General features: G+C 60.2%; 18 protein-coding genes and 1 tRNA gene. All 19 read right to left on the reverse strand.

All coding sequences use genetic code 11. From position 1 onward, the window contains the following. Window position 1 precedes the first annotated feature (1 nt). A tRNA-Gly gene (locus tag ACL9RI_RS08455) sits at window positions 2–77 on the reverse strand. A 119-nt stretch (window positions 78–196) separates the two neighbouring features. Next, window positions 197–778 carry a CDP-diacylglycerol--glycerol-3-phosphate 3-phosphatidyltransferase gene (pgsA, locus tag ACL9RI_RS08460; protein ID WP_422726146.1) on the reverse strand — a complete coding sequence of 194 codons (582 nt, stop codon included), beginning with the start codon at window positions 776–778 and terminating at the stop codon, window positions 197–199. Between the two features lie 113 nt (window positions 779–891). Further along, window positions 892–2754 (reverse strand): excinuclease ABC subunit UvrC, encoded by a 1863-nt coding sequence (uvrC, locus tag ACL9RI_RS08465; protein ID WP_422726147.1) that lies wholly within the window; start codon window positions 2752–2754, stop codon window positions 892–894. A gap of 3 nt (window positions 2755–2757) precedes the next feature. Further along, on the reverse strand, window positions 2758–3159 hold the full coding sequence (acpS, locus tag ACL9RI_RS08470) for a holo-ACP synthase (RefSeq protein ID WP_422726148.1): 402 nt from the start codon (window positions 3157–3159) through the stop codon (window positions 2758–2760). Between the two features lie 13 nt (window positions 3160–3172). Beyond that, entirely contained in the window at window positions 3173–3934 is a 762-nt protein-coding gene (gene pdxJ, locus ACL9RI_RS08475; protein ID WP_422726149.1) for a pyridoxine 5'-phosphate synthase, read from the reverse strand. Between the two features lie 36 nt (window positions 3935–3970). Continuing rightward, window positions 3971–4813, reverse strand: coding sequence for a DNA repair protein RecO (gene recO, locus ACL9RI_RS08480; RefSeq protein WP_422726518.1), 843 nt, complete (start codon window positions 4811–4813; stop codon window positions 3971–3973). Between the two features lie 34 nt (window positions 4814–4847). Further along, window positions 4848–5750: a GTPase Era gene (gene era / locus ACL9RI_RS08485; RefSeq protein ID WP_300756926.1), complete on the reverse strand. Its 903-nt coding sequence runs from the start codon at window positions 5748–5750 to the stop codon at window positions 4848–4850. Window position 5751: 1 nt separating this feature from the next. Continuing rightward, a complete protein-coding gene (gene rnc, locus ACL9RI_RS08490; protein WP_422726150.1) occupies window positions 5752–6555 on the reverse strand; it encodes a ribonuclease III in 804 nt (267 codons plus the stop codon). A 105-nt stretch (window positions 6556–6660) separates the two neighbouring features. Continuing rightward, window positions 6661–7578 carry a signal peptidase I gene (lepB, locus tag ACL9RI_RS08495; RefSeq protein WP_422726151.1) on the reverse strand — a complete coding sequence of 306 codons (918 nt, stop codon included), beginning with the start codon at window positions 7576–7578 and terminating at the stop codon, window positions 6661–6663. Continuing rightward, window positions 7575–9368 carry a translation elongation factor 4 gene (gene lepA, locus ACL9RI_RS08500; RefSeq protein ID WP_422726152.1) on the reverse strand — a complete coding sequence of 598 codons (1794 nt, stop codon included), beginning with the start codon at window positions 9366–9368 and terminating at the stop codon, window positions 7575–7577. The genes lepB and lepA overlap by 4 nt, the downstream gene beginning before the upstream one ends. Before the next feature lie 299 nt (window positions 9369–9667). After that, on the reverse strand, window positions 9668–9931 hold the full coding sequence (locus tag ACL9RI_RS08505; RefSeq protein WP_422726153.1) for a glutaredoxin family protein: 264 nt from the start codon (window positions 9929–9931) through the stop codon (window positions 9668–9670). Window positions 9932–9985: 54 nt separating this feature from the next. After that, complete coding sequence (locus ACL9RI_RS08510) at window positions 9986–11491, reverse strand: Do family serine endopeptidase (RefSeq protein WP_422726154.1); 1506 nt, start codon at window positions 11489–11491, stop codon at window positions 9986–9988. Window positions 11492–11733: 242 nt separating this feature from the next. Beyond that, window positions 11734–12027, reverse strand: a complete 294-nt coding sequence (locus ACL9RI_RS08515; RefSeq protein ID WP_422726155.1) for a sigma-E factor negative regulatory protein — start codon at window positions 12025–12027, stop codon at window positions 11734–11736. 91 nt (window positions 12028–12118) lie between these two features. Beyond that, the gene (gene rpoE, locus ACL9RI_RS08520; RefSeq protein WP_422726156.1) at window positions 12119–12742 is read right to left on the reverse strand and encodes an RNA polymerase sigma factor RpoE; all 624 of its coding nucleotides are present in this window, start codon (window positions 12740–12742) and stop codon (window positions 12119–12121) included. 66 nt (window positions 12743–12808) lie between these two features. Further along, a complete protein-coding gene (locus ACL9RI_RS08525; protein ID WP_422726157.1) occupies window positions 12809–13378 on the reverse strand; it encodes a hypothetical protein in 570 nt (189 codons plus the stop codon). Between the two features lie 139 nt (window positions 13379–13517). Beyond that, on the reverse strand, window positions 13518–14768 hold the full coding sequence (gene fabF / locus ACL9RI_RS08530; protein ID WP_422726158.1) for a beta-ketoacyl-ACP synthase II: 1251 nt from the start codon (window positions 14766–14768) through the stop codon (window positions 13518–13520). Between the two features lie 29 nt (window positions 14769–14797). After that, window positions 14798–15037, reverse strand: coding sequence for an acyl carrier protein (acpP, locus tag ACL9RI_RS08535; RefSeq protein ID WP_183676215.1), 240 nt, complete (start codon window positions 15035–15037; stop codon window positions 14798–14800). Between the two features lie 178 nt (window positions 15038–15215). Then, window positions 15216–15959 (reverse strand): 3-oxoacyl-ACP reductase FabG, encoded by a 744-nt coding sequence (gene fabG, locus ACL9RI_RS08540; protein ID WP_422726159.1) that lies wholly within the window; start codon window positions 15957–15959, stop codon window positions 15216–15218. Window positions 15960–15983: 24 nt separating this feature from the next. Beyond that, window positions 15984–16925 carry an ACP S-malonyltransferase gene (fabD, locus tag ACL9RI_RS08545; RefSeq protein WP_422726160.1) on the reverse strand — a complete coding sequence of 314 codons (942 nt, stop codon included), beginning with the start codon at window positions 16923–16925 and terminating at the stop codon, window positions 15984–15986. Between the last annotated feature and the right edge of the window lie 36 nt (window positions 16926–16961).

Below are 16961 nucleotides of genomic sequence, written 5' to 3' on the forward strand. Positions count from 1 at the left end.
CTGGAGCGGGAGAAGAGTCTCGAACTCTCGACCTCAACCTTGGCAAGGTTGCGCTCTACCAACTGAGCTACTCCCGCGTCATCAACAACAGGCCAGCATTATAGAGTAATTACAGGGGCTGTCAACGGTATAAATCATTCCCGTTTATAAAGTTTCAAACCGCCCGCCCCTCCTATGAAAACGCGCTGTTATCCGCCTACAGATTGCCTGCCTTTTCCTTGATCAGGGGCCAGGCCAGGCGCAGGTAGTAAAACATCGACCAGACGGTCAATACGCAGGCGATCCACAGCAGGCGTTCGCCCCAGACGTGGGTATCGATCAGGCCGAAAATCACTTCGTGGTACAGCAGCAGCGGAATTGCCGTCATTTGCGCGGCCGTCTTGATCTTGCCGATCGAGCTGACGGCCACCGATTTCGAGGCGCCGATCTGCGCCATCCACTCGCGCAGCGCGGAAATCGTGATTTCGCGGCCGATGATGATAAACGCCAGCACGGCGCTGACACGGTCCAGCTGCACCAGGATCAGCAAGGCGCCCGTCACCATCAGCTTGTCGGCGACCGGGTCGAGGAAGGCGCCGAAGGCCGAAGTCTGGTTCCAGCGCCGGGCCAGGAAACCATCGAACCAGTCCGTGACGGCCGCGATGATGAAGACCAGCGTGGCCACCAGGTTTTGATCACCATGCAGCAGCATCGACGAAGGCAGGTAAAACACGCCGACGACCAGCGGGATCAGGGCCACGCGCAGCCAGGTCAGGAGGATGGGAATATTAAAAGGCATAAGAAAGCAATCGGCCGACGGGTAAATTGGTGAACAAAGCGCCACTAGTCTACATGGCGCGCGGGTATTAGCCTAGTCCGCTTGCGGCGCAGCCGGACCAGGCCTGCCGCTGATTAGTGCAACTGCCTGTAAATCTCTTCCGCAAGCTGGGTGGAAATACCTTCCACCGACATCAAATCCTCGATGCTGGCGTCGACCACGCCGCGCAAGCCGCCAAAGCGCGACAGCAGCTTCTGGCGGCGCTTGGCGCCGATGCCCTCGATCTCTTCCAGGCGTGACGTCTGGCGCGTCTTGGCCCGCTTGGCGCGCATGCCGGTAATCGCAAAACGGTGCGCCTCGTCGCGGATTTGCGCGATCAGCATCAGCGCGGCCGACTCCTTGCCCAGCTCCTGCGCCGCGCGGCCATCGACAAACAGCAGCGTTTCCAGGCCGACTCTTCTACCCTCGCCCTTGGCCACGCCGACAATCAAGCTGATATCGAGTCCCAGTTCGGCAAACACCTGGCGCGCCATTTCGATCTGCCCCTTGCCGCCGTCGATCAGGACCACGTCGGGCATCACGCCGTCGCCGTTGGCCACCTTTTCGTAGCGGCGCATCAGTACCTGGCGCATGGCCGCGTAATCGTCGCCGGGCGTGATATCGTTGATGTTGTAGCGGCGGTATTCGCCATTTTGCATGGCGTGATGATGAAATACCACGCAGGACGCCTGCGTCGCCTCGCCCTGCGTGTGGCTGATGTCGAAACATTCCACGCGCAGGCTGTCGAGGTCATCCGTTTCCAGGCGCAAGGCCTCGGCCAGCGCGCGCGTGCGCGACTGCTGCGAACCCTGCTCGGACAACAGGCGCGCCAGCGAAATCTCGGCGCCCTTTTGCGCCATCTCCAGCCACTGGCGGCGCTGGCCCTGCGGCTGGAACACCAGGTTGATGCGGTGGCCGCATTGTTCCATCAAGGCTACCATCAGCGCCGGCTGGTCGAATTCGATATTCAGGATCAAGGTGCCGGGGATGAATTTTTCCGTGTAGTGCTGGGCCAGGAAGGCGCTCAGCACTTCCACTTCGATCGGCTCTTCCGCAATCGCCGCCGCATCGTTCAACTGGCTGGGGAAATAGGCGCGGTCGCCCAGGTGGCGCCCGCCGCGCACCATCGCCAGGTTGACGCAGGCGCGCCCGCCCTGCAGCAGCACGGCGATGATGTCCACGTCGGCGTCGCCCGTGGTTTCCATGCTTTGCTGGTGCAGCACGCGCGACAGCGAGGTGATCTGGTTGCGCACCACCACCGCCTGCTCGAATTTCAGCTCGGCCGCATACGCGTGCATCTTTTGTTCCAGGTCGGCCATCACTTCGCTTTGGCGCCCGCGCAGGAAACGCGCCGCGTTTTCCACGTCCAGCTTGTAGTCTTCCTTGCTGATCAGGTTCACGCACGGCGCGCTGCAGCGGCCGATCTGGTGCAGCAGGCACGGCCGCGTGCGGTTGGCGTAGACGCTATCCTCGCAAGTGCGGATCAAAAAAACCTTTTGCAGGATCTGCATCGATTCCTTGACGGCCCAGGAACTGGGAAACGGCCCGAAATACTGGTTTTTCTTGTCGACCGCGCCCCGGTAATACACCATGCGCGGCGCCTCGCCGCCCGTGATCTTCAGGTAAGGGTACGATTTATCGTCGCGGAACAGGATGTTGTAGCGCGGCTGCAGCGCCTTGATCAGGTTGTTTTCCAGGATCAGGGCTTCCGCTTCGCTATGCGTGACCGTGGTTTCCAGGCGCGCGATGCGCTCGACCATCATGGCGATGCGGGGGCTGGACAAATTCTTCTGGAAATAGCTGGAGACGCGCTTCTTCAGATCGCGCGCCTTGCCTACATACAACACCTTGTCCGCCGCGTCGAAATAGCGGTACACGCCGGGCAGGTTCGGCAGCCTGGCGACGGTGGCCAGCACCTGCGCGCGCGGGTCGGGGATTTCGGAGACTTCTACGCTCATAACTTATTTTTGTTCCGCCTGCTCCACAATCACGAAGGCGACGGCATATTCTTCTTCGTCGCTAATCGTCACTTGCGCGCTCAGGCGGTTCTTTTCCATGAATTCCGCCAGCACGCCGCTGCATACGATCATCGGCTTGCCGCTGGGGTGGTTCAGCATTTGTGCGGCGGGCCAGGTCATCGGCATGCGCAAACCCAGGCCGATCGCCTTGGAAAACGCCTCTTTTGCCGCAAAGCGGGTGGCCAGGAAGCGCACCCCGCGCACGGCGTTCTTGGCGCTGCGGGCGCGGAATTTCTCCATTTCCTGCGGCCCCAGTATCTTTTGCGCGAAACGCTCGCCGTGGCGGAGCAGCGCTGCCTCGATGCGGGGAATCTTGCAGATGTCAGTACCGATGCCGTAGATCATGGCGCCCTCCTCCTCAGGTTTTGCTGCCCAGGCGCGTGGCGACCATGATGGCCTTCATTTCGCGCACGGCGTTTTCCCAGCCGACAAACACGGCGTGGGCGACGATGGCGTGGCCGATGTTCAGCTCGGCGATATCGGGAATTGCCGCAATCGCCTGCACATTGGTGTAATGCAAGCCGTGGCCGGCATTCACTTTCAGGCCGCGACCCACGCCAAACAGCACGCCCGCCTTGATGCGTTCCAGTTCCGCCGCTTGCTCGGCGCCTTCGGTATCGGCATAGCGCCCCGTGTGCAGTTCAATCACGGGCGCGCCCAGCTCGGCGGCAGCAGCGATTTGCTGCTCGTCGGCATCGATGAACAGGCTCACGCGGATGCCCTCGCCCTGCAATTGCTTTACGGCAGCTTGTACTTCCTTGAAGTAGCGCACCACGTCCAGGCCGCCTTCGGTGGTCACTTCGGTGCGTTTTTCCGGCACCAGGCACACATCGGCCGGCTTGATGCGGCAGGCGAAATCGATCATCTCCTGGGTCACCGCCGCTTCCAGGTTCATGCGCGTGATCAATTGCGGCGCGATGGCGATCACGTCGGCATCCTTGATGTGGCGGCGATCTTCGCGCAGATGCAGGGTGATGGCGTCGGCGCCCGCCTGTTCAGCCAGCAGGGCTGCGCGGATCGGGTCCGGGTATGGCGTGCCGCGCGCATTGCGCAGGGTGGCCACGTGGTCGATATTGACGCCCAGGTCGATGACGGGGCCGGAGGGCTGCAAGAAACTCATGAGGTAGTATCCGTAAAAATGCCGTAGCTTCAGCCGCTACAGCTGCATTAAATCAAGCAAAATCTGGCGCGTGTTCAAGCTCGCGCCACCGAGCTGATGGGCCAGCAAAAAACGCATCAGCAACTTGCTTTGCGCTTGCGTGGCGGCATCGCCATAATCTTCGCTCTCCATGTCGAGCAGGGTCTTGCCCGTGATTTTAGGCCAGGCGTCGCTGGCACGTGCAGGACGCGGCCCCCGCTCCGGGTCGACCACGTACACCTGCCCCGCCTCGACGGCCTGGCGCGTGCCGGTGCAGCGCGTCAAGTCCGCCGCCACGCCCGTTTCCTTCAGCAAGGCGCGCTCGAACTTGCGCAGTACGATGGGCGCCGGCTCATTGTGCGCCAGTTGATTCAAGGTGGCAACGTAATGGTCGAACAGGACGGGATGCGCGTCATCGCGCGCCAGCAGCTTGACCAGCAATTCATTGAGGTAGAAACCGCATAGCAAGGCCGTCTTTTCCAGCGGCAACATGCCCCCCACCCACTCGGCGCCCGTCAGGATGCGCAGCTCGGACTTGCCCGTCCAGCCCGCCTGCAGCGGCTGGAACGTCTGCAGCACGCCGCGCAGCTGCGAATGGGGCCGCTTGGCGCCCTTGGCAACGAGCGCGATGCGGCCATAGTCGCGCGTAAACACGTCGACGATAAGGCTGGTTTCTTTATGGGGATAGCTGTGCAGCACGAAGGCTGGCTGGCCGATGACCTTGCCGTCGCGCTGGGGCGGACGGCTGCGGCGCGCTGCAGCAGGTGCAGAAGGTGTGGCCGGCGACGTATTGGCCACCGGCATGGGTGTAACGAGCAGGGCTGGCGCGGAGTCAGGCTGCGCTGGCGTGGTGGTACTCATGCTCATGCGTTTGGCGTCGCCCCCGGGTTGCGGATTACTCGTAGCCGTAGGCGCGCAAGCCCGCCTCGTTGTCGGCCCAGCCCGATTTGACCTTGACCCAGATTTCCAGGTACACGGGGCCGCCGAACAGTTTTTCCATATCCAGGCGGGCCTGGGTGGAGACTTCTTTCAGGCGCGCGCCCTTGTTGCCGATGATCATGGACTTGTGCGTATCGCGCTCGACCAAGATGGCGGCAAACACGCGGCGCAGGTCGCCTTCCTGTTCGAACTTCTCGATCAGCACGGTGCTGGTGTACGGCAGTTCGTCGCCGACAAAGCGGAACAGTTTTTCGCGCACGATTTCCGAGGCGAGGAATTTTTCGCTGCGGTCGGTGATGTCGTCCGGCCCGAAGATAGGTTGATTTTCTGGCAAGAAACGCTTGATTTCATTCTGCAAGCCTTCCAGCTGGAAGTGCAGCTTGGCCGAGACGGGCACGATGGCGGCGAAGTCGCGCATGGCGGCCACTTTCTGTGCGAACGGCAACAATACAGCCTTGTCCTTCACGCGGTCCGATTTGTTAATCACCAGAATGCATGGCACTTCCTTCGGCAGCAGATCCATCACCTGCTGGTCGGCCGGGCCAAAGGTGCCCGCCTCGATCACGTACAGGATCAGGTCCGAGGAAATCAGGGTATTGGTGACCGTCTTGTTCAAGGTCTTGTTCAGCGCGTTCGAATGGCGGGTCTGGAAACCTGGCGTGTCGACGTAGATGAACTGCGCGTCGGGCAAGGTCTGGATGCCGGTGATGCGGTGGCGCGTGGTTTGCGCCTTGCGCGACGTGATGCTGACCTTCGCGCCGATCAGCACGTTCATCAGGGTCGATTTGCCCACGTTGGGGCGGCCCACGATGGCGATATAGCCACAGCGGAAGTTGTCAGGTATGGAAGTGGCTGTCATGCTAGTGTCGATTCTGTTTAGTGTGAGCGGCAACGGCGGTTGCGGCTGGGACGGCTGTACCGTCATCGCTCTGGATGGTGGCAATGCCGGCCAGCTTGAGCTGGGCGGCGCGCGGTTTGGGCTTGCGGCTGGCGGCAGGCGACTTCAGCAGCGCCTGCTCGGCCACGTCCAGCGCCAGTTTGGCGGCGGCTTGCTCACCGGCGCGGCGGCTTCCGCCACGGCCGTAGACCTGGATATTCAATTTCGGCACCAGGCATTCGATCTCGAATTCCTGGCTGTGGGCGGCGCCGTGGGTCGCCACCACATTGTATTGTGGCAGCGAGATTTTTTTGCTTTGCAGAAACTCCTGCAGCAGGGTCTTGGCATCCTTGCCCAGGGTTTGCGGATCGACCGTATCGAGGATGGGGATGTAGAAGGCGCGGATCACATCGCGCGCCGCATCGAATCCCGTATCGAGGAAGATCGCGCCCAGCAAGGCTTCCAGGGTGTCGGCCAAAATGGAGGGACGGCGGAAACCGCCGGACTTCAGTTCGCCTTCGCCCAGGCGCAGGAATTGCGACAATTCCAGCTTTTGCGCGATTTCATACAGCGATTGCTGTTTCACCAGGTTGGCGCGCAGGCGCGACAGGTCGCCCTCGTCGATCGCCTTGAAGCGCTCGTACAGGATGGAGGCGACCACGCAGTTCAGGATGGAGTCGCCGAGGAATTCCAGCCGCTCGTTATGCAAACTGCTGTGGCTACGATGCGTCAAGGCTTGCTGCAACAGGCCAGCATCCTGGAACGTATAGCCTAAACGGGTTTGCAATAACTGAAGATTCATTGTTGTTTCTGTGTCATCTGATTAATTCGACTGGCTGCCGCGCGGGGAGTCGGCGCGGCAGCCATGGGTAGTGCCTGGGTGCTGCCCTGCTTAGTGTATGCCGCCGACGCGTTTCGGATTACTGAAATTCATCCATACCAGGAAAGCCTTGCCGACGATGTTTTCGTTCGGCACGAAACCCCAGTAACGGCTGTCCGCGCTATTGTCGCGGTTATCGCCCATCATGAAGTAATTCCCCGGTGGTACCACGCACGTAAAACCGTCTTCGTTATAGTCGCAGGCATCCTTGTGCGGGAAATCCTTGACTTCGCTCAAGTTCAGGGTCGGCGCCGGATCATCATTGAGGATGCGGTGGCTCACGCCCGTCAGGTTTTCTTTCAGCTGCTTGTGGTAGACGGTGCTTTCATCGTCGAGGTAGTCGTCGAGCGCCGTGTATTCCACCGGCTTGCCATTGACCGTCAAACGCTTGTTTTCATAGGTGATCTTATCACCAGGCACGCCGATCACGCGCTTGATGTAATCCTGCGTCATGTCTTTCGGATACTTGAAGACCATGACATCGCCGCGCTGCGGATCGTTCACTTCGATGATGCGTTTATTGACGATAGGCAAACGGATACCGTAGGTGAACTTGTTCACCAGGATCAGGTCGCCTACCAGCAAGGTCGGCACCATCGACGACGATGGAATCTTGAACGGCTCGTACAGGAACGAGCGCAGGCAAAAGACCAGCGCGATGACGGGGAAAAAGCTGCCCGAATACTCGACCCAGGTCGGCTGGCGCAACAGCGCCGCTTCGATCGCGGCGCGGCTGCTGCCGACATCAGCCTTGATGCCTTCGGCCGCCAGCGTCGACTGACGCGCATCGAAATCGGCCAGGGCGCGGTCGGCTGCCTGGCGGCGCTGCTTGGACAGATAAAACACATCCAGGCACCAGACCAGGCCCGTCAATACCATCAGTACGAACAGGATTAAAGCGAAATTTCCTAAGATCACTTGCAGGTTCATTTATCGTCCACTTGTAAAATTGCCAGGAATGCTTCTTGCGGGATCTCCACGGAACCCACTTGTTTCATGCGCTTCTTACCCGCTTTTTGTTTTTCCAACAATTTCTTCTTGCGGCTGATATCGCCGCCGTAGCACTTGGCCAGCACGTTCTTGCGCAGGGCTTTGACGTTCTCGCGCGAAATGATGTTGGCGCCGATGGTGGCCTGGATCGCCACGTCGAACATCTGGCGCGGGATCAGTTCACGCATCTTGGCAGCCACCTGGCGGCCACGGTACTGGCTGTTGGAGCGGTGGACGATGATCGCCAGCGCATCGACTTTTTCGCTGTTGATCAGCATGTCGACCTTGACCACGTCGGCCGCGCGGTATTCCTTGAACTCGTAGTCCATCGAAGCGTAGCCACGCGACGTCGATTTCAGACGGTCGAAGAAGTCCAGCACGATCTCGGCCATCGGCATTTCATACACCAGCTTGACCTGGCGGCCGTGGTAGCTCATGTCGAGCTGGATACCGCGCTTGGCGATACACAGGGTGATCACGGAACCCACATATTCCTGCGGCATGTACAGATTCACCGTAACGATAGGCTCGCGCACTTCCTCGATGCGCGACGGATCGGGCATCTTCGATGGATTGTCCACGTTGATCAGGCTGCCGTCGCGCTGCACCACCTCATACACCACGGTTGGCGCCGTGGTGATCAGGTCCATGTCGAATTCGCGCTCCAGGCGTTCCTGCACGATTTCCATGTGCAGCAAGCCCAGGAAGCCGCAGCGGAAGCCGAAGCCCAGCGCCTGCGACACTTCCGGCTCATACATCAGGGCGGCGTCGTTCAGTTTCAGTTTTTCCAGCGAGTCGCGCAGCGCGTCGTACTGGTTCGCTTCCACCGGGAACAGGCCGGCAAACACTTGCGGCTGCACTTCCTTGAAGCCTGGCAATGGTTCGGCGGCAGAGCGGTTCGCCAGGGTCACGGTATCGCCCACTTTCGCCGCTTTCAATTCCTTGATACCGGCGATGATGAAGCCCACCTGGCCTGCCGACAATTGCGGCAAGGATTGCGAACGGGGCGAGAATACGCCGATGTCTTCCACCAGCTGCACCGAGTCGGTGGCCATCAGGCGGATCTTGTCTTTTGGTTTCAATGTGCCGTTGACCACGCGTACCAGCATGACCACGCCGACATACGGGTCATACCAGGAATCGACGATCAGCGCCTGCAGCGGCGCATCGGGGTCGCCCTTCGGTGGCGGCACCTTGGCGATCAGGGACTCCAGCACGTCCTGCACGCCCAGACCCGTCTTGGCCGAGCAATGCACGGCGTCGGCTGCATCGATGCCGATCACGTCTTCGATTTCGGCAATCGCGGTCGGCGGATCGGCGTTCGGCAAGTCGATCTTGTTCAGCACGGGCACCACTTCGACGCCCAGGTCCAGCGCCGTGTAGCAGTTGGCCACGGTTTGCGCTTCCACGCCTTGCGAGGCATCGACCACCAGCAGCGCGCCTTCGCAGGCGGACAGCGAGCGCGACACTTCATAGCTGAAGTCGACGTGGCCCGGCGTGTCGATCAGGTTCAGGTTATAGATCTGGCCGTCGCGCGCCTTGTAATGCAGGGCCGCCGTTTGCGCCTTGATGGTAATGCCGCGCTCGCGCTCCAGATCCATCGAATCGAGCACTTGCGCTTCCATCTCGCGGTCGGACAAGCCGCCGCACAATTGAATGATGCGGTCAGCCAGGGTCGATTTACCGTGGTCAATATGGGCGATGATGGAGAAATTGCGTATGTTGTTCATTAACTAATATAAGTGCGAAGTTGACGACACTGCTTTAACAGGAATCAAGGGGATCATGTCCGGGCCAAACAGGGCCAAAACCCGGCGCCCCACTCATGATGAAAAAAGCGCTCCGAGCAGGACATCTGCATGCCCAGGCGAGCGCTTTTGAAGCGACAGAAGCTGCTGCCTCGGACAGGAGCTTTTTCGACCACCCCATTTTACCGGATTTCAGAGTAGAAAGCCCGTCTTTAAGCGCTTGCCGCCCGGGCAACGATGTAAATTATCCATTTTTTGCACCAAAATAGTGCATAACAAGCTTAGGCAGTTGTTTTGGCGCTGTCCAGATAGTGCTGCACGACAGGAATATCGAGAAAATAGTGGCAGAGCTCAGGCTGCGCCAGGTCGCCAAACAGCACCGGCACCAGCTCATCGTAGCGGGCCAGCAGGCTCGGATCAGATGAGGTATCGATATCGATGACCTCGACCGTAAAAGGCTGGGCTGGCGTTTGCAGCAGGCGCAAGGCGTCCAGCATATCCTGGCAAAGGTGGCAATAACTGCGGGAATAAAGGGTGAAGTGCATGGGGAAAGGAATGATGCATCCCGGCCAGGGCCGGGATGCGGGGTGATATCGGCGTTACTTCGCCGATGGTTTCAGCGGTACAAACTGGGCCGTATCGCCGCGGCGCACCAGTACGGCGGCCTGTTTCTTCGGATCCAGCTTGGCGACCAGCGCATTGAACTGCTTGGCGTCTTTCACCGCCACATTGTTCAGTTGCAAAATCACGTCGCCCGCCTGCAGGCCGGCCTGGGCCGCTGCACCGTCGGTATCGTCTACCTGCACGCCGGAATCGATCTTCAGCTCCTGCTTCCTGGCGGCGGTCAGGTCGCTGACCGTCAGGCCCAGGGCATTGCTGACGGGCGCGGCCGGCTCCTTGGCGCCCTTGCCGGCCGTCTTGTCGCCTTCCAGCTCGACCACCGTCACAGCAATATCCTGCTGCACGCCCTTGCGCCAGACGCTGATGGTAGCCTTGCTGTTGACAGGCGTGCCGCCTACCAGGCGCGGCAGGTCGGACGAACGGTCGACGATGGCACCATTGAATTTCACGATGATATCGCCCGGCTTGATGCCAGCCTTGTCGGCGGGGCCGCCCGGCTCCACCATCGACACTTGCGCGCCCTTGGCGTTCGGCAAGCCCAGCGAGTCCGCCACTTCCTTGCTCACTTCGCCGATCTGCACGCCGATACGCCCGCGAACCACTTTGCCGGTTTTCTTCAGCTGCTCGCTCACGCGCATGGCTTCGTCGATGGGCACGGCAAAGGAAATGCCGTTATACGCGCCGGACAAGGTAGCGATCTGCGAGTTGATGCCGATCACTTCGCCGCGCATATTGATCATCGGGCCGCCCGAGTTGCCGGGGTTGACGGCCACGTCGCTCTGGATCAGCGGCAAGTAGTCGCCCGTGTCGCGCGACTTGGCCGAAATGATGCCGGCCGTGACCGTGTTTTCCAGGTTGAACGGCGAGCCGATGGCGATCACCCACTCGCCCACGCGGATCTTGTCCGAGTCGCCAATCGCGACCACGGGCAGCTTGCTGCCTTCGATTTTCAGCAGCGCCACGTCGGTGCGCGCATCGGCACCGATCACCTTGGCCTTGAATTCGCGTTTATCGGTCAGGGTGACATACACTTCATCGGCGCCATCGACCACGTGCGCATTGCTGAGCACGTAACCATCGGCCGAGATGATGAAACCGGAACCGACGCCGCGCTGCACTTCCTGCTCTTGCGGCGCGGCACGGCGGCCGCGCGGCGCCTGCTGGCGCGGCGTGGGGGCTGGCACCGGCATGGCGCCGCCAAAGAAGCGGCGCAGGAATTCCTGCATGTCCTGCTCATCCTGGCCACCGGCGCCCTGGGCGCCCAGCTTCAGGCGCTCGGTGGTGCGGATATTCACGACGGCAGGACCGACAGCATCGACCAGGTTGGCAAAATCAGGCAGATTCACGGCCGGCACGGCGGCAACCGCCTGTGGGGCCAGGCCCAGCATGGCGGGCGCAAAAAAAACGCCGGCCGACGCCAGGCACACGGCGGAAAGCGTCTTCGCTGAAAACGTTTTTCTGTCTGCACAAATATGTTTTTTCATGGGATCATCTTTTCGAATGTTGAATCGGATCAAGCTTTTGCCGCAATTGCACTTCCCGTGCCATCAAGGCCAGATGGCCAGGCAGGCGTGCCGAGATGTGGCAAACCATACAACAATATATCGTATAAGCAAGATATTGCCTGCTTCTAGTGTCAATCGTGCAGAAGGCAGGTGTCAAGAGGGAGATGCAGCCATTAAGCCCGGCGTAAGCCGCGGCTTGCGGGCCAGGCAGGCTGCCGGACTCAGCGCTGCGGCAGGGAACCGGCTTCCAGGGGAGTAGTCGAGACCCGCCCCGCTTCGCTCTCGTGGGCGGTTTCAATCGCCAGGCGACTGGCGAGACGCGCTTCAAAACCAGCGCTGAGTTCGCCATCTCGCTGTGCGGAACGCAAGGCATGGCCGATATGCTGGTAGGCATCCCAGGCCTGCCTGCCCGCAGGCGTATCGAGGGCGGCGAAAGCCAGTTCGAGTTCGCTGGCCGCCAATTCGCCATCGGCCAGTGCGGAAATATTCTCATGCAATCGTGCGTGCGTGTCCATGATAGACCCTGCCATATCAAGAAGATTGGTGCGGAAGCGAAGATCGGTGCGGAAACCGAGCGCGACAATACCGTTTCCCATACTCATCAAATTACCAGCGCTTGTCAATCGGCATGTCCAACAAAGGTTTCAATTTTTCCGCAATCACTTCCCGCGCACGAAAAATCCGGCTGCGCACGGTACCGATGGGGCAAGCCATGATCTCCGATATCTCTTCGTAGCTCAGCCCCTCGATTTCGCGCAGCACGATGGCGGTGCGCAATTCGATCGGCAAGACATCCATGGCCGCATTGACGGTGGCGGCAATCTGCTTGCTGGCCAGCACGGACTCCGGTGTATTGTTATCGCGCAATCGGTGTCCATCATCGAAGGATTCGGCCTGCTCGGCATCGGTATCGCTCGAGGTGGGCGTGCGCCGCCCTTGGGTGACGAGATAATTCTTGGCCGTATTGATGCCAATTCTGTACAGCCAGGTATAAAAAGCGGCGTCGCCACGGAAATGCCGCAGCGCCCGGTAAGCCTTGATAAATGTTTCCTGCACCACATCTTCAGCCTCCGCTGGATCATGCACCAGCCGTGACACAAGACGCATCAGCCGACGCTGATACTTTGATACCAACACATCAAATGCACGCTTGTCACCGGCCTGCACCCGCTCGACCAGCAATTGGTCACTCTCACGCTCTGTCCTCACGCCCGATGCCCCTGGTAGCATGCAGCGCGGGCACTGATATGGATATAGAGTTGGCCCGCTGCAAGAAGTTCAGTGTTCGCCCCACTTTTATTTCCCCTCCCCCCGCGCCGCGATGCTGCGGCACGCCACGGCCAATGGGCGAAAGGCAGCGCAAGAACCTCCACCGCGCCGCACCAGCACGCTGAACACCCGCCCCTCGCCATCGCCCAGGCGCAGCAGCAGCCAGCCCGGCCATAAGGTAGATGCCGGCAGCAGGCGCAGCAGCGATCGCATCGGCTCCTGGCACTGTTCCTGCCTCTGCTCCCGTTCCTGCCGCTGCACCTGTTCCTGCCGATACGCTGCTGCGCCAGCGCGCCCACCAAGCCCCGCGCCATGCTCCAGATATACCGTCAGCCGCAACTGGCCAACCGGCGAAATATCAAGCGTCTGCGGCTTTCTGCGCCGGCACGCCATGGCCAGCAAAAACAGGCCGCCGCATGCGCTGAGCGCGGCTGCAGGCCAGCCCAGCGCATAGCCCGCCACCAGTCCCGGCGCAGGCGCCATCGGCCAGGCGCCCGATAAGGGCCAGGCCGACAACAGCGCGCAACTGCCCAGGCAAGCTTGCAACAAGCGCAAACCAACAGGCGTGCGAATGACAGCCGAGACAGCAATGGACATTTCAATAACTCAAAGGGGAAAATCAGGCGCGCCGACAACATGTCGGGCAAATTCAGCCGCCAACGAACGTTGGCGGCGAATCAGCGCTCACCATGGTTTGACCATGATGAGCGCTAAAAAGTTCAGACTTGGTGCAGACTTATTTCGCTCTGCCGAACACCAGCGAGCCATTCGTTCCGCCGAAGCCGAACGAATTCTTCACTGCATAATCGATCTTCATTTCACGTGCCGTGTTGGCGCAGAAATCGAGATCGCAAGCCGGATCCTGGTTGAAGATGTTGATGGTAGGAGGCGACACCTGGTGGTGCACTGCCAGTACCGTAAACACTGCTTCCAGACCGCCAGCGCCGCCCAGCAAATGGCCCGTCATCGACTTGGTCGAATTGACTACCAGATTCTTGGCATGCTCGCCGAAGGTGCGCTTGATGCCCATCACTTCAGCCACGTCGCCTTGCGGTGTCGAGGTGCCATGCGCGTTCAGGTAATTCACCTGATCCGGGTTCACGCCGGCATTTTTCAATGCGGCGATCACCGATTTGCTGCCGCCGCTGCCATCTTCCAGCGGCGAGGTCATGTGATAAGCATCTGCGCTCATCCCGAAACCGTGCAGTTCCGCATAGATCGTGGCGCCACGGGCAACCGCGTGCTCATACTCTTCCAGCACCATCACGCCAGCGCCTTCACCGAGCACGAAGCCGTCACGGTCCTTGTCCCACGGACGCGAAGCCGTTGCCGGATCGTCGTTGCGGGTCGACAGCGCGCGTGCCGAGGCGAAACCGCCCAAGCCCAGTGGCGACACGGTCGATTCCGCACCGCCAGCGATCATGACGTCGGCATCGCCGTACTCGATCAAACGCGCCGCCGCACCGATGCAATGCAAACCGGTGGTGCAGGCGGTGACGATGGCCAGGTTAGGACCACGCATGCCGTATTTGATCGACAGGTCGCCGGAGATCATGTTGATGATCGAGGCTGGCACGAAAAATGGCGAAATACGGCGTGGGCCGCGCTTGTCATATTCGGCCTTGGTTTCTTCGATCAGCGGCAAGCCGCCAATGCCGGAACCGATGATCACGCCGATACGATCAGCGTTCTCTTCGGTGACGGCGATCCCGGAATCCTGAATCGCCTGGATGCCGGCTGCCATGCCGTAATGGATAAAGGTATCCATATGGCGGGCTTCCTTGCCGGTGATGTAGTCTTCGATATTGAAACCTTTGACTTCACCAGCAAAGTGGGTGCTGAATGGCAGTGCATCGAACTTGGTGATCGTGGCGATACCGGATTTGCCCTCGACGATGGCATTCCACGCGTCGGCAATAGTATTGCCGACAGGTGAAATGCAGCCCAGGCCGGTAACGACGACACGACGGTTTTTAGATCCGCTCAAGCGATTCTCCTGAAATCGGTCAGACAGGCTTAGGCCTTGACGTGCTTGGTAGCGTAGTCGATTGCCTGTTGCACGGTGGTGATTTTTTCAGCTTGTTCGTCAGGGATTTCCATTTCGAATTCGTCTTCCAGGGCCATCACCAGTTCTACGGTGTCCAGGGAATCGGCGCCGAGATCGTCGACGAAAGAGGATTCGATTTTGATGTCTGCTTCTGCAACGCCCAGTTGCTCAGCGACGATTTTCTTAACGCGTTGTTCGATATCCGACATGTTATGGCTCCAAAGTGTTTGTTACGGAAAGTGCGCGCATTTTATCAGGTTTGCGCGTCCGAATACTAATTTCGGTGACTGCTGCCAATTCAACCGAAACTGCTGCTAAAAGATGTGATTATAGACAAAAACGACCGTTGAATCATGCCACAAACGGCCGCCGCGTCTACCGTTCACATCAATTCATGTACATCCCGCCATTCACATGCAGGGTAGTACCGGTAATATACGCCGCTTGCGGCGAGGCCAGGAAGGCCACGGCGGCCGCCACGTCTTCCGGCTTGCCCAGGCGCGACAGCGGAATTTGCGTCAACAGGGCGGCGTGCTGCTCTTCGCTCAACGCCTTGGTCATGTCGGTATCGATAAAGCCCGGCGCGATGCAGTTGACCGTGATGTTGCGGCTGCCAATTTCGCGCGCCAGCGCGCGGCTCATGCCTTCCACGCCAGCCTTGGCTGCCGCATAGTTCATCTGGCCCGGATTCCCAGAAGAAGCCACGACCGACGTAATATTAATGATGCGGCCAGCTTTCGCCTTCATCATGCCACGCAGTACGGCGCGCGACAAACGGCCCACCGCCGACAGATTGGTGGTGATGACGCTGTCCCACTCTTCATCCTTCATGCGCATGGCCAATTGATCTTGCGTAATGCCCGCATTGTTGACCAGGATGGACAGGCTGCCATAGGTCTTTTGCACCTCATCGACCACTTCGGCGCAGCGCGCTGCATCGGTCACGTTCAGCACGACGCCCTTGCCGGCCACGCCCGCGTCCGCCAGGTATTGGCTGATCGCTTGCGCGCCCGCTTCGGAAGTGGCGGTGCCCACCACGGTGGCGCCCTGCTTGCCCAGTTCGGTGGCGATGGCGCGGCCGATGCCACGCGAAGCACCCGTCACCAGCACCACTTGATTGACTAAATTCATGACTATCCTTCTTAATTATCTGTATTAATTGAGCTGCGTCAAAATGCGTTCCAGCGACGCCTGGTCGACGATCGCATCGCCCACCAGCACAGGATCGATGCGCTTGGCCAGGCCCATCAAGACCTTGCCCGGACCGCATTCGATTACCTGGGTGATGCCATCGGCAGCCACTTTCTGCATGGTCTCTACCCAGCGCACGGGGCTGGCAGCCTGGCGCACCAGCGCATCCTTGATGCCGGCCACGTCATTGACGACGGCCACGTCGACGTTATTGATCAGGGCGATTTGCGGCGCCGAGAAAGTCAGGCCCGCCATGTAGTCGCGCAGGCGGTCCGAAGCCGGCTTCAGCAGCGAAGAGTGGAACGGCGCCGATACGGGCAATTTCATGGCGCGCTTGGCGCCCTTGGCCTTGGCCAGTTCGCAGGCGCGCTCGACCGCAGCCGTATGGCCGGCGATCACCACTTGCGCAGGCGCATTGAAGTTGACAGGCTCGACCACCAGGGCCGGGTTTTCCGCGGCCGCTTCCGCACAGGCGGCGCGCACATCGTCGTCGGACAAACCGAGCACGACCGCCATCGTGCCCTGCCCGACCGGCACGGCTTCCTGCATGGCTTGCGCGCGGAAACGCACCAGCGGCACGGCATCTTTAAAGGCGATCACGCCGGCAGCGACCAGCGCCGAATATTCACCGAGGCTATGGCCGGCAACCACGCTCGGCAGCTTGCCGCCAGCGGCCAGCCAGGCGCGATAAAACGCCACGGCAGCCGTCAGCATCACCGGCTGGGTATTGGTGGTCAGGTCCAGCTCTTCCTTCGGACCTTCGGCAATCAGCTTGCCCAGGTCGAATTGCAGGGCGTCGGACGCTTCGGCCACGGTCTGCGCCACCACCGGATTGCCGGCGAAACCGTCGAGCATCGCAATCGCTTGCGAGCCTTGACCAGGGAAAACAAATGCAAATTGTGTCATGGGGACTCCGTTTGATTTTTATTTGAGTTGCAGTAA

The sequence above is a fragment of the Janthinobacterium sp. Mn2066 genome (assembly GCF_049319705.1).
GTDB lineage: Bacteria > Pseudomonadota > Gammaproteobacteria > Burkholderiales > Burkholderiaceae_D > Janthinobacterium.

What these genes read in the sequence shown, in the direction of transcription:
- pgsA (WP_422726146.1), bottom strand. Translation starts at nt 778, where the DNA reads ATGCCTTTTAATATTCCCATCCTCCTGACCTGGCTGCGCGTGGCCCTG.
- uvrC (WP_422726147.1), bottom strand. Translation starts at nt 2,754, where the DNA reads ATGAGCGTAGAAGTCTCCGAAATCCCCGACCCGCGCGCGCAGGTGCTG.
- acpS (WP_422726148.1), bottom strand. Translation starts at nt 3,159, where the DNA reads ATGATCTACGGCATCGGTACTGACATCTGCAAGATTCCCCGCATCGAG.
- pdxJ (WP_422726149.1), bottom strand. Translation starts at nt 3,934, where the DNA reads ATGAGTTTCTTGCAGCCCTCCGGCCCCGTCATCGACCTGGGCGTCAAT.
- recO (WP_422726518.1), bottom strand. Translation starts at nt 4,813, where the DNA reads ATGAGTACCACCACGCCAGCGCAGCCTGACTCCGCGCCAGCCCTGCTC.
- era (WP_300756926.1), bottom strand. Translation starts at nt 5,750, where the DNA reads ATGACAGCCACTTCCATACCTGACAACTTCCGCTGTGGCTATATCGCC.
- lepB (WP_422726151.1), bottom strand. Translation starts at nt 7,578, where the DNA reads ATGAACCTGCAAGTGATCTTAGGAAATTTCGCTTTAATCCTGTTCGTA.
- lepA (WP_422726152.1), bottom strand. Translation starts at nt 9,368, where the DNA reads ATGAACAACATACGCAATTTCTCCATCATCGCCCATATTGACCACGGT.
- ACL9RI_RS08505 (WP_422726153.1), bottom strand. Translation starts at nt 9,931, where the DNA reads ATGCACTTCACCCTTTATTCCCGCAGTTATTGCCACCTTTGCCAGGAT.
- ACL9RI_RS08510 (WP_422726154.1), bottom strand. Translation starts at nt 11,491, where the DNA reads ATGAAAAAACATATTTGTGCAGACAGAAAAACGTTTTCAGCGAAGACG.
- ACL9RI_RS08515 (WP_422726155.1), bottom strand. Translation starts at nt 12,027, where the DNA reads ATGGACACGCACGCACGATTGCATGAGAATATTTCCGCACTGGCCGAT.
- rpoE (WP_422726156.1), bottom strand. Translation starts at nt 12,742, where the DNA reads ATGCTACCAGGGGCATCGGGCGTGAGGACAGAGCGTGAGAGTGACCAA.
- ACL9RI_RS08525 (WP_422726157.1), bottom strand. Translation starts at nt 13,378, where the DNA reads ATGTCCATTGCTGTCTCGGCTGTCATTCGCACGCCTGTTGGTTTGCGC.
- acpP (WP_183676215.1), bottom strand. Translation starts at nt 15,037, where the DNA reads ATGTCGGATATCGAACAACGCGTTAAGAAAATCGTCGCTGAGCAACTG.
- fabG (WP_422726159.1), bottom strand. Translation starts at nt 15,959, where the DNA reads ATGAATTTAGTCAATCAAGTGGTGCTGGTGACGGGTGCTTCGCGTGGC.
- fabD (WP_422726160.1), bottom strand. Translation starts at nt 16,925, where the DNA reads ATGACACAATTTGCATTTGTTTTCCCTGGTCAAGGCTCGCAAGCGATT.